At 65.5% G+C, this 15,298-nt stretch carries 14 protein-coding genes; 9 read left to right on the top strand and 5 right to left on the bottom strand.

Annotation, left to right across the window (positions count from 1 at the left end):
• The first annotated feature begins 109 nt into the window (after nucleotides 1-109).
• The 3 genes from ACVJNE_RS06580 (at nucleotide 110) to iolG (ending at nucleotide 3,110) form a co-directional block, all read left to right on the top strand.
• Complete coding sequence (locus ACVJNE_RS06580) at nucleotides 110-1,258, top strand: ABC transporter permease (RefSeq protein ID WP_499564003.1); 1,149 nt, start codon at nucleotides 110-112, stop codon at nucleotides 1,256-1,258.
• Nucleotide 1,259: 1 nt separating this feature from the next.
• Nucleotides 1,260-2,042, top strand: coding sequence for an ATP-binding cassette domain-containing protein (locus ACVJNE_RS06575; protein WP_444726405.1), 783 nt, complete (start codon nucleotides 1,260-1,262; stop codon nucleotides 2,040-2,042).
• A gap of 78 nt (nucleotides 2,043-2,120) precedes the next feature.
• Nucleotides 2,121-3,110, top strand: coding sequence for an inositol 2-dehydrogenase (gene iolG / locus ACVJNE_RS06570; protein ID WP_499564001.1), 990 nt, complete (start codon nucleotides 2,121-2,123; stop codon nucleotides 3,108-3,110).
• Between the two features lie 18 nt (nucleotides 3,111-3,128).
• On the opposite strand, the gene ACVJNE_RS06565 is transcribed toward iolG, so the two are convergent.
• A complete protein-coding gene (locus ACVJNE_RS06565) occupies nucleotides 3,129-4,259 on the bottom strand; it encodes a Gfo/Idh/MocA family protein (RefSeq protein WP_499563999.1) in 1,131 nt (376 codons plus the stop codon).
• Between the two features lie 127 nt (nucleotides 4,260-4,386).
• Here ACVJNE_RS06565 and ACVJNE_RS06560 point away from each other — a divergent pair, with 127 nt between their 5' ends.
• From ACVJNE_RS06560 to iolB, 6 genes are all read left to right on the top strand, one after another.
• Complete coding sequence (locus ACVJNE_RS06560) at nucleotides 4,387-5,241, top strand: MurR/RpiR family transcriptional regulator (RefSeq protein WP_499563997.1); 855 nt, start codon at nucleotides 4,387-4,389, stop codon at nucleotides 5,239-5,241.
• Between the two features lie 126 nt (nucleotides 5,242-5,367).
• On the top strand, nucleotides 5,368-7,302 hold the full coding sequence (locus tag ACVJNE_RS06555; protein WP_499563995.1) for a bifunctional 5-dehydro-2-deoxygluconokinase/5-dehydro-2-deoxyphosphogluconate aldolase: 1,935 nt from the start codon (nucleotides 5,368-5,370) through the stop codon (nucleotides 7,300-7,302).
• A 19-nt stretch (nucleotides 7,303-7,321) separates the two neighbouring features.
• The gene (gene iolD / locus ACVJNE_RS06550) at nucleotides 7,322-9,172 is read left to right on the top strand and encodes a 3D-(3,5/4)-trihydroxycyclohexane-1,2-dione acylhydrolase (decyclizing) (RefSeq protein WP_499563993.1); all 1,851 of its coding nucleotides are present in this window, start codon (nucleotides 7,322-7,324) and stop codon (nucleotides 9,170-9,172) included.
• A 36-nt stretch (nucleotides 9,173-9,208) separates the two neighbouring features.
• Nucleotides 9,209-10,093 (top strand): myo-inosose-2 dehydratase, encoded by an 885-nt coding sequence (gene iolE / locus ACVJNE_RS06545; protein WP_499563991.1) that lies wholly within the window; start codon nucleotides 9,209-9,211, stop codon nucleotides 10,091-10,093.
• Nucleotides 10,090-10,272: a DUF3329 domain-containing protein gene (locus tag ACVJNE_RS06540; protein ID WP_173188874.1), complete on the top strand. Its 183-nt coding sequence runs from the start codon at nucleotides 10,090-10,092 to the stop codon at nucleotides 10,270-10,272. The genes iolE and ACVJNE_RS06540 overlap by 4 nt, the downstream gene beginning before the upstream one ends.
• Before the next feature lie 4 nt (nucleotides 10,273-10,276).
• Nucleotides 10,277-11,086, top strand: a complete 810-nt coding sequence (gene iolB, locus ACVJNE_RS06535) for a 5-deoxy-glucuronate isomerase (protein WP_499563988.1) — start codon at nucleotides 10,277-10,279, stop codon at nucleotides 11,084-11,086.
• Nucleotides 11,087-11,140: 54 nt separating this feature from the next.
• Here the strand turns inward: iolB and ACVJNE_RS06530 are convergent, their stop codons facing one another.
• The 4 genes from ACVJNE_RS06530 to ACVJNE_RS06515 form a co-directional block, all read right to left on the bottom strand.
• On the bottom strand, nucleotides 11,141-12,205 hold the full coding sequence (locus tag ACVJNE_RS06530) for a TRAP transporter substrate-binding protein (RefSeq protein WP_368801264.1): 1,065 nt from the start codon (nucleotides 12,203-12,205) through the stop codon (nucleotides 11,141-11,143).
• Nucleotides 12,206-12,231: 26 nt separating this feature from the next.
• Nucleotides 12,232-13,776 (bottom strand): TRAP transporter large permease, encoded by a 1,545-nt coding sequence (locus ACVJNE_RS06525; protein ID WP_499563986.1) that lies wholly within the window; start codon nucleotides 13,774-13,776, stop codon nucleotides 12,232-12,234.
• A complete protein-coding gene (locus ACVJNE_RS06520; protein ID WP_499563984.1) occupies nucleotides 13,773-14,276 on the bottom strand; it encodes a TRAP transporter small permease subunit in 504 nt (167 codons plus the stop codon). Before ACVJNE_RS06520 ends, ACVJNE_RS06525 begins: the two co-directional genes overlap by 4 nt.
• An 84-nt stretch (nucleotides 14,277-14,360) precedes the next feature.
• Nucleotides 14,361-15,176 carry an IclR family transcriptional regulator gene (locus ACVJNE_RS06515; protein ID WP_499563982.1) on the bottom strand — a complete coding sequence of 272 codons (816 nt, stop codon included), beginning with the start codon at nucleotides 15,174-15,176 and terminating at the stop codon, nucleotides 14,361-14,363.
• Nucleotides 15,177-15,298 lie beyond the last annotated feature (122 nt).

Here is a 15,298-nt window from a genome sequence, read left to right as displayed (position 1 = left end):
GTGGATGCGCCCCCGGCCCTGAAATCCGCATCGAGACGACTTTGAATGTGCCAGACATGCGGGTCTACGCGCCCGGTCGATGGCGCGTGGGCGATCGAGGGAGCGAAAGATGAGCGAGAGCGTCCAGCCAAGCGCGCAAGGCGCGTCCGGCCAGCCACCCGAGAGAGACGAGCGGGTTCGCGAGGTCTCGCGCTTCCGCAAGGCGCTGATACGTCCCGAGTTGGGCGCTATCTGCGGTGTCATCCTCGTCTTCGTCTATTTCCTCATGGTCGCGCGCGACACCGGCATGTTCAGCGCCGAGGGCGTCATGAACTGGGGCGTGGTCTCGGCGCAGTTCATGATCATCGCCGTGGGCGCCTGCCTGCTGATGATCGCCGGCGAGTTCGATCTTTCGGTGGGTTCGATGATCGGCTTTTCCGGCATAGTCATCGCGCTGCTCTCTGTGACGTATGGCTGGCCGATGTGGGCGGCGATCATCGCCGCTTTCCTGCTGGCGATGGCGATCGGCTGGGTGAACGGATTTCTCGTCATCAAGACCGGCCTGCCGTCCTTCATCGTGACGCTCGCCTTTCTCTACATCCTGCGCGGCCTGACGATCTTCATCTCGATCTCGACGACGCGCCAGACGATCATCGGCGGCGTCAAGGAGGCGGCCGAGGGCGACTGGCTAGCGGCGCTGTTCGGCGGCAAGATCCTCGGCGGGCTGTTCGTATGGCTCGCCGACATCGGGGTGATCGGCAAGTTTGTGGCCGGAACGCGCGCCGGCCAGCCGGTGATCGACGGTATTCCCATGTTGATGGTCTGGGCGCTGGCGCTCATCATCTTCGCGCATGTGCTTCTGACCCGCACCCAGTTCGGCAACTGGATCTTCGCCGCCGGCGGCGACGCCCAGGCAGCGCGCTATGTCGGCGTACCGGTCGACCGGGTGAAAATCCTGATGTTCGTGTTCACCGCATTCTGCGCCACGGTCTTCGCAACCTGTCAGGTGCTCGAGTTCGGCTCGGCGGCGGCCGACCGTGGTCTCCTGAAGGAGTTCGAGGCGATCATCTCCGTGGTCATCGGCGGCGCACTGCTGACCGGCGGCTACGGTTCGGTGATAGGGGCGGCCTTCGGCGCGCTGATCTTCGGCGTCGTGCAGCAGGGCCTGTTCTTCGCCGGCGTCGAAAGCTCGCTGTTCCGGGTCTTCCTTGGGGTCATCCTGCTGCTCGCGGTGGTGCTCAACACCTATATCCGCCGCCTGATCACGGGGGAGCGCTGAAATGGCAGACACACCGCTCATCGAACTGCGCGACATCGAAAAGCATTTCGGCTCGGTGATCGCGCTGGCCGGCGTATCGGTCTCGGTCATGCCCGGCGAATGCCACTGCCTGCTGGGCGACAACGGCGCCGGCAAGTCGACCTTCATCAAGACGATGTCGGGGGTGCACAAGCCGACGCGCGGCGAAATCCTGGTCGACGGCGAACGCGTCGCCTTCACCAGCCCGCGCGACGCGATGACGCGCGGCATCGCCACGGTCTATCAGGACCTCGCGATGATCCCGCTGATGTCGGTGACCCGCAATTTCTGGATGGGCCGCGAGCCGAAGCGGCGCGTCGGTCCGTTCCGCTTCTTCGATTTCCAGACCGCCAACAGGGTGGCCATGGAGGCGATGCGCGAGATGGGCATCCGCCTGCGCGAGCCGGACCAGGCTGTCGGCACGCTTTCGGGCGGTGAGCGCCAGACGGTGGCGATCTGCCGGGCAGTCCATTTCGGGGCGCGGGTCCTGATCCTCGATGAGCCAACCTCCGCGCTCGGCGTTCGGCAGACCTCCAAGGTGCTTGCCACCATCGACCAGGTGCGCAAGAAGGGCATAGGCGTCGTGTTCATCACCCACAATGTGCGCCACGCCATGGCGGTCGGCGACCGGTTCACCGTTCTCAATCGCGGCCAGACGCTCGGCACGGCGAAACGCGGCGAGATCACGACCGAAGAATTGCAGGACCTGATGGCGGGCGGCGCCGAGCTTGCGGAGCTGGAGGGCTCGCTTGGCGGGACGGTCTAGGGCTTACCTGTCAAAAGCATGGATGAAAAACCGGATGGGGACGCGGGTCGCGTCCCCCGTTTTGCGAGCAAAAAGCAGATGACACTATCTTTCGCCCTTCTTGGCGCCGGCCGCATCGGCAAGGTCCATGCCCGTGCCGTCGCCTCCAACGACAAGGCGCGGCTCGTTGCCGTCGCCGACTCCTTTGCCGACGTCGCCCAGGAGCTCGCCGCCATCTACGGTGCGACGGTGAAAAGCATCGACGAGATCGAACGGGCGGACGATGTCGATGCCGTCATCATCTGCACGCCGACCGACACGCATGCCGACCTCATCGAGCGGTTCGCGCGCGCCGGCAAGGCCGTGTTTTGCGAAAAGCCGGTCGATCTCGACATCGGTCGCGTGGAGCAGTGCCTGTCGGTGGTGGAGCAGACCGGTGCCACGCTGATGGTCGGTTTCAACCGGCGCTTCGACCCGCATTTCAGGGCCGTTCGGCAGGCGATCGACGATGGAGCGGTCGGCACAGTGGAAATGGTGACGATCACGTCGCGCGACCCCGGCCTGCCGCCATTGGACTACATCCCGCGTTCCGGCGGCATCTTCCGCGACATGACGATCCACGATTTCGACATGGCGCGCTTCCTGCTGGGCGAGGAGCCGGTGACGGTCAGCGCCAGCGCCTCCGTGCTGGTCGACGAAAGGGTGGGCGAACTCGGTGACTATGACAGCGTCAGCGTGATCCTGACGACGGCCTCCGGTCGCCAGTGCACGATCTCCAATTCGCGCCGCGCGACCTATGGATATGACCAGCGCATCGAGGTGCTCGGCTCGAAGGGCATGGTGGCGGCCGAAAACCAGCGACCGGTCTCGATCGAAGTGGCAAATGCCGCGGGCTATACGCGGCCGCCGCTGCACGATTTCTTCATGACCCGATACACCGAGGCTTACGCCAACGAGATCGCGGCCTTCATTGCGACCGTTACGGAAGGCAAGGCGCCGTCGCCGAGCGGGGCGGACGGGCTTGCGGCGCTGCGGCTCGCGGACGCGGCGCTGACCTCTGCCGGGGAAGGCCGCACTGTCCGACTGTAGCCGTGTGGTCCCGCCGGTCTATGCGGCGGGGTGGGCGACGTCGATCCAGCGCCGTTCGGCATGCGAGCTGGCCATTGCATGAACGGTACGCTCGATCTCCAGCCCGGCGTCGAAATCGATGATGCGGGCATCCGCGCCGGAAAGGCACGTGATCAACTCGTGGCACTCGATGGTCTTGAGATCGTTGAACCCCAAGCCGTGACCCGGCGCGGGAATGAACTGGCCGTAGGGTTCGTGCCGGGGTGCGCTGAGGATGGTGCGGAAGCCCTGTTCGCCGGCGGGATCGGCGGTGAGATAGAGCTGCACCTCGTTGAAGCGCTCCTGATCGAACAGGATGGTGCCCTTCGAGCCGAAGATCTGGATCGCGATGCGGCCCTTGCGGCCCCATGCCGAACGGCTGACCTGCAAGGTGGCCGGGATGCCGCTTTCGAGCTGCATAAGCGCGGAGGCGATGTCGTAGGTTTCTACGTCGCGCCGCCCGCCGCCATGCACCGGCCGGTCGGGATAGGGCATCGACATGTCGCAGACCACGCGCGCGACGCGGCCAAACAGTACCGAAACGATGGAGAGCGGATGCACCGCAAAATCGTCGAGCGCGCCGTAGCCGGACCTGGCTTCATGTTTCCAGAAGAACATGGCCTCCGGGTCGGCCATGAAGTCTTCGTCCATCTCGATGCGCAACTGTGCGATCGCGCCGATGGCGCCGTCGGCGAGCAAGCGGCTTATATGCCGCATCGCGGGGCTCTGGATGTAGTTGTAGCCAAGCACCGCAACCTTGCCGCTCGCCCGTGCCGCCCGCGCCATGCGCTCGGCATCGGCGAAGGCGGGCGCCATCGGTTTCTCGCACCAGACATGCTTGCCGGCTTCGAGGGCCGCGATTACCATTTCGGGATGGAATTCATTGGGTGCGGCAATCGACACGACATCGACCTGCGGATCGGCGACGACGGTGCGCCAGTCTTCCGTCGACCGGGCAAATCCGAACTCGTCGGCGCGCCGCCCTGCCAGATCGGCATCGACCTCGGCGAGATGGGCAAGGGTGATTGCCGGCATGTCGGGGAAGACGGTGCCGACCGCCTTCCAGGCGAGCGTGTGGCATTTGCCCATGAAACCGGTGCCGATCAGGCCCACGCCGATATTCGCAACCATGCTCTCTCCCATCGCTTGGCAAGCCAATGCGAATGATTTAGTCTATTTACATCAAAAATGGAATGTTTAGTTCATTGGCGCCAGTGCGGCGCTTTATCTGCCTGTGAGGCCGGGAGACGACACTGGGATGAATGACCGATCGCCGGCCGGCGAGGCTGCCTATCCAAGAGATTATGAAACGCTGCGGGAGACGATCCTTGAGCAGCGCAGCGTCTTACCGAAGCGCATTGCGCAGGTGGCTGCCTATGCGCTGGACAACCCCGACGAGATCGCCTTCGGCACGACGGCCAGCATCGCGGCTTCGGCCGGCGTGCAGCCCTCGACGCTGATCCGCTTCGCACAGCAGCTTGGCTTCGACGGGTTCACGAGCCTGCAGTCGGTATTTCGTGAACGTCTGCGCGAGCGCAACACGACCTATGAGGAGCGGCTGGCCGCGCTGCGCGACGAGGCGCAGAACGGCGCGACCAACCGGGCGATGCTCGACGGGTTCCTCGCCGCATCGGTCCGCTCGCTGGACCTGATGGCGCGGAGTGTGGACGAGGCCACGCTCGACAGGGCGGTTGGCATCCTCGCACGGGCGGAGACGCTCTATATCCTCGCCAAAAGACGCTCTTTTCCGGTCGCCAGCTATCTCGGCTATGCGCTCGGCAAGCTGCATGTGCGCAGCCAGATCATCGAATCGGCATCCGGGCTCCAGCCGGAGATCATCGGATTCGCCACGCCGCGCGATGCGGTGATCGCGGTGAGTTTCTCGCCTTATGCGCCAGCCACGATCGACGAGGTCCGGGTGCTCCACGAGCGCGGGGTGCCGATCGTTGCCATCACCGACAGCGCCTTTTCGCCTCTGGCGCAGTTCGCTGCGGTCTGGTTCGAGGTTGCCGAATCGGATTTTTCGGGCTTCCGCTCGCTCGGCGCGACCATGGCGCTGGCGATGACGCTTGCGGTCGGTTGCGCGGAGGAACGGCGCCGTCTCGCCGGCTAGGAAACGGCATAGCCACAAAAGGAATGTCTATTCCATATTGACGTTACATTGGAATTGATATTTCGTATTGAGGATGCCGGCGGCTAGAGGCCGGCATTTCGGCCTTGCGAAAAGCTGGAGGACAACATGGCCGCCTCGGCAGGCGAACGCACCGCTGAACTCGACGTCATCACCATCGGGCGCGCCTCTGTCGACCTTTATGGTCAGCAGATCGGCGCGCGGCTGGAGGATGCGGCGTCTTTCGCCAAGTCGGTCGGCGGCTGCCCCGCCAACATCGCGATCGGCACGGCGCGGCTGGGCCTGCGCTCGGCGCTGCTGACGCGTGTCGGCGACGAGCAGTTCGGCCGTTTCATCCGCGAGCAGCTCGGACGCGAAGGTGTGAGCACCGACGGCATCGTTGCCGATCCGGAGCGGCTGACGGCGCTGGCGATCCTCTCGGTGCAGGACGACAGGTCGTTTCCGCTGCTTTTCTATCGCGAGAACTGCGCCGACATGGCGCTTAGCGAACATGACGTCGCTGCCGATTTCATCGGCCGGGCGCGCGCCGTCGTCGTCACCGGCACGCATTTTTCGCGGCCGGGAACCGAGGCCGCTCAACGCAAGGCGATGCGGCTGATGCGCGAGGCCGGCGGCAAGGTCGTGCTCGACATCGACTATCGGCCGAACCTGTGGGGGCTCGCGGGCCATGCGGAAGGAGACAACCGCTACATCGCCTCGGCCGCCGTTTCGGCAAAGATGAAATCTGTACTTGCCGAATGCGACCTGATCGTCGGCACGGAGGAGGAAGTGCTGGTCGCGTCGGGCGAGAGCGAACTGCCGGCAGCGCTGAAGACGATCCGTGTGCATTCGCAGGCCGTGATCGTGCTGAAGCGTGGCCCGATGGGCTGCATCGTCTATGACGGCGCGATCCCCGACGATCTGGAGCGGGGCATCGTCGGGCGCGGCTTCCCGATCGAGGTCTATAACGTGCTGGGCGCAGGCGACGCGTTCATGTCGGGCTTCCTGCGCGGCTGGCTGCGCGGCGAGCCGCTGGAGACGGCGGCGACATGGGCCAACGCATGCGGCGCCTTTGCCGTGTCGCGACTGCTCTGCGCGCCGGAGATCCCGACCTTCGAGGAGCTGCAATTCTTCCTGAAGCATGGCTCGCGGCATCGCGCGCTTCGCAAGGACGAGGCGATAAACCATATCCACTGGGCGACGACGCGGCGCACCGGAATCGCCTCGATCATGGCCTTCGCAGTCGACCACCGCGCGCAGTTCGAGGAACTTGCCGCGCGCCACGGGCAGGACGCGGCGCGCATCAGCGTATTCAAGACGCTGGCCGTCAGAGCGGCGGCGAAGGTTGCCGGCGGCAGACCGGGTTACGGCATGCTGATCGACGAACGGTTCGGGCGCGAGGCGCTGTTCGAGTTCGCGCGGCACGAGTTTTCGTGGCTCGGCCGGCCGGTCGAGGTGCCGGGCTCGCGCCCGCTGCGCTTCGAGTTCAGTCAGGATATCGGCTCGCAGCTCGTGGAATGGCCGGTCGACCACTGCATCAAGTGCCTGTGCTTCTACCGGCCCGACGATCCGCCGGCGCTCAAGGCGGAGCAGCAGGAGAAGCTGCGGGCGCTGTTCGATGCCGCGCGCAAGGTCGGGCGCGAACTGCTGATCGAGATTATCTGCGGCAAGCACGGGCAGCTCGCCGACGACACGGTGGCGACCGCGCTGGAGGAGCTTTACGCGCTCGGCATCAAGCCCGACTGGTGGAAGCTCGAACCGCAGGCCTCGCCTGCGGCGTGGAATGCCATTGCGTCGGTGATCGAACGCAACGACCCTTGGTGCAGGGGCGTCATGCTGCTCGGGCTGGAGGCCCCGCAGGCCGAACTTGAGGCCGCATTCGCGGCAACCGCCGATGCGCAGGTGGTAAAGGGTTTCGCTGTCGGCAGGACGCTGTTCATGAACGCGGCGGAGAGCTGGTTTGCCGGCGCAATTTCCGATGAGGCGGCGATTGCAGAGATGGCTGATCGCTTCGACAGCCTCACGCGGGCCTGGCAATCGGCAAGAGCGGACAGGGCGGCGTGACCATAGAGGGAGGAAGGACATGACGAGGACCGTGCGCCTGACGATGGCGCAGGCGCTGACGCGCTTCATGACCCGCCAGATGACCGAGATCGACGGCGCGCGCGTGCCGGTTTTTGCAGGCGTATGGGCGATCTTCGGTCATGGGAATGTCGCGGGGCTCGGCGAAGCGCTCTATCAGGTGCGCGAGACGCTGCCGACCTATCGCGCCCATAATGAGCAGGCGATGGCGCATGCGGCGATCGCCTATGCGAAGGCGAGTTTCCGCCGCCGCATGATGGCGGCAACGACGTCGATCGGCCCGGGCGCAACCAATCTGGTGACGGCGGCAGCCCTTGCGCATGTGAACAGGCTTCCGGTGCTGCTGCTGCCCGGCGACGTGTTCGCCAGCCGCATCCCCGATCCCGTTTTGCAACAGGTGGAAAGCTTTGCCGACGCGACCGTTTCGGCCAACGACTGCTTCCGGCCGGTCTCGCGCTATTTCGACCGCATCGCGCGGCCGGAGCAGATCGTGCCGGCGATGGCGCGGGCCATGCAGGTGCTGACCGACCCGGCCGACTGCGGGCCGGTGACGCTGTCGCTTTGTCAGGACGTGCAGGCAGAAGCCGACGACTATCCCGAAAGCTTCTTCGACGAGCGGCTGTGGCTGCCGCGCCGTCTGCGTCCGGATCGGGGCGAACTCGAAGGGGCTGTCGCAGCGATCAGGGCGGCGAAAAAGCCGCTCATCATCGCCGGCGGCGGCGTTCTCTATTCGGGTGCTGCCGATGCGCTGGCAGCGCTGGCGGAAGCGGGCGGCATTCCCGTCTGCGAAACGCAGGGCGGCAAATCCTCGCTGCCGGACAGTCATCCGCTCAACATGGGCGCGGTCGGCGTCACCGGAACCGAAGCCGCCAACAGGCTGGCGCGCGAGGCAGACCTCGTGATCGCGGTCGGAACCCGCCTGCAGGATTTCACCACCGGATCCTGGTCGCTGTTTGCCGATCCAGACAAGCGCATCGTCGGCCTCAATGTCCAGCCGTTCGATGCCGGCAAGCATCGCGCGCTGACGCTGGTGGCCGATGCGCGCGAGGGGCTGACGGAGTTGTCGGATGCACTCGCCGGCTGGGCCGCGCCCGCCGCCTGGACGACGGGCGCGGAGGCAGGCAAGGCCGCATGGCAGGAGGCCGCTGCGCGGGTGACGGCCGCCACCAACGCGGCGCAGCCGAGCGACGCGCAGGTGATCGGCGCGGTGCAGCGAGCGATCGGCAATGACGCGATCGTGCTGCACGCGGCAGGCGGCTTGCCGGGCGAACTGCATAAACTTTGGCAGGCCGGCGGGCCGGGTTCATATCATGCCGAATACGGCTTCTCGGCCATGGGCTACGAGATCGCAGGCGGCCTGGGCGCCAAGATGGCGCGGCCGGACAAGGAGGTGGTCGTCATGGTCGGCGACGGCTCCTACCTCATGCTCAATTCCGAGATCGCCACATCGGTGATGCTCGGGCTGAAGCTGACGATCGTGCTGCTCGACAATCGCGGCTTCGGCTGCATCAACCGGCTCCAAGTCGCCACCGGGGGTGCGAGCTTCAACAATCTGCTCAAGGACGCGCAGCACGAGGTGCTGCCGGAGGTCGATTTCGTCGCCCACGCGGCGAGCCTCGGCGCGCATGCGGTCAAGGCGGCCTCCATCGCAGAACTGGAGGCGGCGCTGCAGGCGGCGCGTGGATCCGACCGTACCAGCGTTGTTGTCATCGACACAGATCCGCTTGTGAGCACCGAGGCGGGCGGTCACTGGTGGGACGTGGCGGTGCCCGAGGTGAGCGAGCGCGAGGACGTGCGCGCCGCCCGCGCATCCTACGAGGACGCTCGGGAAAAGCAGCGCATCGGCGACTGACGGATCCGAGACAAGGCAACTGGAGATACGACCAACATGATCCGCATCGGCGCCAACCCCATCGGCTGGTCCAACGACGACATGATCGAGATCGGCGGGGACATTCCGCTGGAGCGCTGCCTTGCCGAGGCGCAGGCTGCAGGCTTCGTCGGCATGGAACTGGGCAACAAGTTTCCGCGACGCTCGGCCGAGCTGCGGCCTGTTCTCGAACGCTTCGGCCATGCACTGGTGAGCGGCTGGTGGTCGACCGAGCTGCTGGTGCGAGACGTCGACACCGAACTTGCGGCTGCGCGGGATCATGCGTCCCTGCTTGCGGAAATGGGCTGCGGCGTCTTCATCGCTGCCGAGACCTCCAACGCGATCCATAGCAACCGTGCCGTGCCTTTGTCGGCGCGCCCGGTGCTTGCAAAGGACGACTGGGCGCAATTCGGCGAGCGCTTCACGGCATTTGCCGCGGCGCTGAGGGCTGAATACGGGCTGCAACTGGTCTATCATCACCACATGGGAACCTGCGTGCAGACCGAGGCCGAGATCGACCGCTTCATGGCGGTAACGGGCGATGGCGTGAAGCTCCTGCTGGATACCGGCCACGCCACATGGGGCGGCGCGGACCCGGCGCGGCTCGCGCGGCACTACCGTGACCGCATCGGCCACGTCCATTGCAAGGATGTGCGCGAGGATGTGATGTGGCGCGCCAATCGCAAGGACTGGTCGTTTCTCGATTCGATGCTGGAAGGCGTCTACACAGTGCCGGGCGACGGCATGATCGACTATGTGCGCGTCCTGAAGGAGCTGCCGGGCTATTCCGGCTGGGTGGTCGTGGAGGCGGAGCAGGACCCGGAAAAGGCCGAGCCTGCCGCCTATGCGCGGCTCGGCCATGCAAATCTAACGCGTTTTCTTTCGGAAGCGGGGCTTTCATGAACGGCAACGATTTCTTCCGCCCGCTCTGGCTTCGTGTCGGCATCGTGCTCGCCTGTTTCGGCTGGGCGGTGCTGGAACTGGTGAACGGCCAGACCGGCTGGGCGATGCTGGCGGGGGCGGTAGGGGCCTATGGCGTATGGAGCTTCCTCATCGCCTACGAGCCGCCAAGCAAGGAGTAGAACCATGCCGCGACTGCATGTGAAACCGCAGGGACGCTCGGGCAGGGTGATCGCCGTCACCCCGGAGAACGCCGGCTGGCAGCATGTCGGTTTCGAACTCTACCGGCTGGCACCGGGCGAAACGGCCGAAGCGGAGACCGGCGGGCGGGAGGCGTGCCTCGTCTTCATCTCGGGCAAGGGCGAGACCGTGGCGGGTGGAGAGCAGCTCGGCGTGCTCGGCGCGCGCATGTCGCCCTTCGAAGGCAAGCCGTGGTCGGTCTATGTGCCGCATGGCAAGCACTGGTCGGTCACTGCAGAAACCGATGTGGTGCTTGCAGTCTGCACCGCGCCGGGTCTCGGCGGCGGGCTGCCTGTGCGGGTCATCGCGCCGGACGCGCTGGGCCAGGAGGTGCGCGGCAAGGGCACCAATACGCGTTACGTCACCAATATCCTGCCCGAAGGCGAACCGGCGGATTCGCTGCTCGTGGTCGAGGTCATCACGCCCGGCGGCCATACGTCGAGCTATCCGCCGCACAAGCACGACCGCGACGACCTGCCGCGCGAGTCGCTGCTGGAAGAAACCTATTACCATCGCCTCAACCCACCGCAGGGCTTCGCCTTCCAGCGGGTCTATACCGATGCCGACGAGACCGGCCGTCGCGAACTCGACGAGACGATGGCGGTCGAGGACGGCGACGTTGTGCTGGTGCCCAAGGGATACCACCCCTGCGCGGCCTGTCACGGCTACGACCTGTATTATCTCAACGTGATGGCCGGTCCGAAGCGCACGTGGAAGTTCCACAACGCACCGGAACATGAGTGGCTTCTCGGGTAGTGTTCCGGCGGTGGGAGGACCCTCTCCCGTTTCCGGGAGAGGGCAGGATGCGGATCAGTTCCGGCCGGCGAGCAGCGGTTCCGTCATGGCGCGGCTGTAGGCATGTGCCGTCTGGTAGTAGGCATCGTAGCTTTCCAGGACCCGGGCGACATCTTCGCTCTGGCCGCGCAGCTCTTCGCGAACCTCTTCCCAAGCGCCGCGCATCGCGTCGATCACGTCCTTGGGGAAATCAAGGAACTCGACGCCCTCATCCTTCAGCGCCTTGAAGGATTGTGCGTTGAAGTAGTCGAACTGCGCGTGCATCTCGAGCGCGGCCGCATGGGCGGCGTGCTGGCAGATGGTCTGCAGGTCGGCGGGCAGTTCGGCCCAGGCGTCCTGGTTGAAGACGACCGCGACGGCAGCGCCGGGCTCGGCATAGGCCGGCATGTAGCAGATGTTGGTGATGCGCTGCAGGCCGAAGGCCTGGTCGAGCATCGGGCCAACCCATTCGGCCGCGTCGATGGCGCCGGACTGCAACGCCTGGAAGATTTCCGTCGGCGGCAACAGCACGGCGTTGACGCCAAGCTTGCGAAGCATCTCGCCGCCGAGGCCGGCAATGCGCATGTTGAGGCCCTGGAGATCGGCCACGCCTTCGATGCGTTTCTTGAACCAGCCGCCGGACTGCGTGTTGGAATTGCCGGAATAGAACGGCTTGAGGTTGCGCTGGGCGTAGATGTCGTCCCAGATTTCCTGACCGCCGCCCCATTTCAGCCATGCGACATGCTCGGTCGAGGTAAGGCCGAAGGGAACGCCCGTGTACCAGTGCAAGGCGGGGTTCTTGCCTGCCGCGTAATAGGTCGGGCCGTGGCCCACGGGCACGTTGCCCTGCTGGACCGCATCCTCCACGCCGAAGGGTGGGACCAGCTCGCCCGCGCCGTATACCTCGAGTTGGATGCGGCCGTCGGACATGGTTGCGACCATCTCGGCGAAGCGGGTGACGTTGGTGCCGACACCCGGCGCCGCCTTGGGGAAGGCGGACGCGATGTTCCACTGCACCCGCCCCTGCGCGATGGCGGGCGCGGCAAGGCTGGTGGCTGCGGCAAGACCGGCGCCGCCGGCAAGAAAAGTCCTGCGTTTCATGGTTCCTCCCAGGGTTGATGGCAGCCCTAGCCGAAGATCAGCGAAGGCAGCCATGTCGCAAGTTCCGGTATTGCCACGAGAGTGGCAAGCGCAGCAAGCTGGAGCACCACGAATGGCGCTACGCCGCGATAGATGTCGCCGGTGGTGATCGAGCGGGGAGCCACCGACCGGAAATAGAAAAGCGCGAAGCCGAAAGGCGGCGTCAGGAATGATGTCTGCAGGTTCATCGCCAGCAGGACGCCGAACCAGACCGGCGAGATGTCGGTACCGAGGATCGCAGGCCCCATCAGCGGCACGACGATGTAGATGATCTCGACCGCCTCAAGGATGAAACCCAGTAGGAAGACCATCAGCATGATGACCAGCAGCGCGCCCATCTGGTCGCCCGGCAGGCTGCGCATCAGTTCCATGACCAGACGGTCGCCGCCGAAGCCCCGGAAGACCAGCGCCAGCAGCGAGGCGGCAATCACGATGCCGAACACCATGCCGGAAATCTTCATGGTTTCGCCAAGCGAAGGCTGCAGCAGGCCGCTGCGCCAGAGCTTAAGCGCAGCGGCAAGCGTGCCGAACGCGATCAGCGCCACGGCGACGATTGCGAACAGGCCCGCGGCGCTGTCAGTTGCGGTCCTGCCGATACCCGCCGCCCGCAGCGCAACGAGGGCGAAGGCAGCGAGCCCCGCAGCCGCGAGCAAGGTCCGGACGCTCCGGTTTTCGGTTGTAGCGAAGGCAGCCATGAGCAGTGCGCCGACGGCGCCGAGCCCGGCGGCCTCTGTCGCCGTGGCAACGCCGGCCAGGATCGAGCCGAGCACGGAGAGGATCAGCAGCATGGGCGGCAGGAAGGTGAATATCACCTCGCGCGGATGGACACGCGGCAGCGATGGCGGCTTGGCTGCCTGACGCGCGGGGCGCATCACCACGGTCAGATAAAGCGCGTAGAGCGCGACGAGGAGAAGCCCGGGGATCAAGGCACCGGCGAAGAGATCGGCGACGGAGACGGGCAGCGGCGCAAAATTGCCGGCCTGCTGCTGCGCCTCCAGATAGGTGTTGCCGATCTGGTCGCCGAGCAGCACGAGGATGATGGATGGCGGAATGATCTGGCCCAGCGTGCCGGACGCGCAGATCAGGCCGCTGGCGCGGCGCGGCGGCACGCCCGCCTCCAGCATCGGCTTGAGGCTGACGAGCACCAGCATCACGATGGTGGCGCCGATGATGCCGGTGGCGGCGGCGATCATCGCCGAAAAAAGCAGCACCGACAGGCCCATGCCGCGCGCGCTGCCGCCCATCATGCGCGCCAGAACGGTCAGCATGTTCTCCGCCAGGCGCGCCCGCTCCAGCAGCACGCCCATCAGCACGAATAGCGGCACAGCCATCAGCAGACTGTTGGACATGATGCCCCAGACGCGGGCAGGGAAGAACTTCAGGAAGGTAAGGTCAAAGACGCCAAAGATGCTCGCGATCACGGCGGTCACCAGAGGCGCGCCGGCGATGGCGAGCATGGCCGGGATGCCGCTGAGGATGCCCGCGAATAGGCTCAGCAGCAGCAGTAGCAGGAAGAATTCCTGCGCGATCACGATGAGGCCCCCGCGCCGGGCTCGCCGCGAAGCACGGCAGCTATGCCCTGGACGATGGTGAGGCCGGCGGCGATCGGCAGCGTCGTCTTGATCAGATAGAGGCCGGGCAGGCCGCCGGTCTCGATCGACGCCTCGCGAATCTGCCACGCGTAGCGCAGCTCCGGCCAATAGGCCCAGATCAGCAGGCCAAAGGCCGGGATCAGGAACAGGATCAGCGCGACGGCATCGGCGATCCTCAGATAGGACGGGCCCATGCGCTCGGAGATCACCTCGACGCGCACATGGCCGCCCTGGGCGAGACAGACCGGAACCGAAAGCGCAAGCAGGATCGCGAAGGCATAATTGGCGAAGTCCTGGAGGCCGATATAGCCAACCCCGAAGCCGTAGCGCAGCACGACAATGGTCAGTACGGCGGCCACAAGCAGCAGCACCGCGACCATGCAGGCGGCACGCGTGATGCGGTCGAGTAGAGCTGCAATATTCAGGAAAAGCCCGCGCATGGCCCTGTTTGCTCTATCCGCGGAAAGATCACAAGCGGCGTTGCGGTCCTTCGCGATGGGCCAGCGGGAAGCATGGCCACTCGGTTACCTGACCCGGTTGATCGCATGGGCTGCCTCAGACGCCAGCGGCGCGAACCGTTCGGCGAAGGCGCTGGGGGTCCATTCGCTGAGCGAGCCCGCGATATGGATGGCGCCGAGCGGTCTTCCGTTCGGGCCAAGCACGGCGACACCGACTGCCACCTCGCCGACAAGCACCTCCTCGACCGTCAGCGCATAGCCGAGCTGGCGTGCCTCCGCGATCTTCTCGCGGACTTCCTGCGGATCGGTAATCGTCTTGTCGGTGAAAGGGCGACGGTCGGACCGCGCGATGATGTCCTCGACTTCCGCATGGGGAAGACGGGACATCACGGCGCGACCGCCGGAGGTGCACAGCGTCGGCACGGAATGGCCGACCAGGGTGGCGAAGAACGTCTCGCGCTTGCTCTGCATGCGCACCGCGTAGACCATTCGCAGATCGTCGAACAGGCTGAAGTCGACGCGCTCCCGGGCGTTGCGGCGCAGGTCCAGCAGTACCGGTGTGGCGCGTTCGATCAGCGAGTTGAGCCGCAGATAGTCGTGGCTATGGTCGAGCAGCCTGATGCCCGGGATATAGCCGCGCCCGTCCTCGTCACGCTCGATGTAGCCGAGTGTCTGAAGCGTATGTACAATGCGCTGGGCCGCGCTGCGGCCGACGCCGCTCGCCTCCGCGATCGCCGTCAGGCTCAGCGGCCTCTGCGTGCGATGAAAAGCGGACAGCACCTGCATCGCGCGTGCCACCGCCTGCACGAAGAGCGGGTCTTCGCGCACGCCGTCTTCGGGGTCGCGAATTCCGTTCTCGCCGCTGACTATGTTGCGTAGCATTCCATTCCCCGCTTGCCTGTTGACGAACTGTTTGACCCTCACTACCGTTGAGTAGCGATATAACTGTATCGCCTGTCGATACAAGCTATTCTCGCACTGGGTCAATCGGGACAAGATGGTAG

It is taken from the genome of Mesorhizobium sp. DxT (assembly GCF_058448885.1).
Note: the sequence above shows the minus strand (reverse complement) of the source record. Positions and strands in the feature narration are given on the sequence as shown.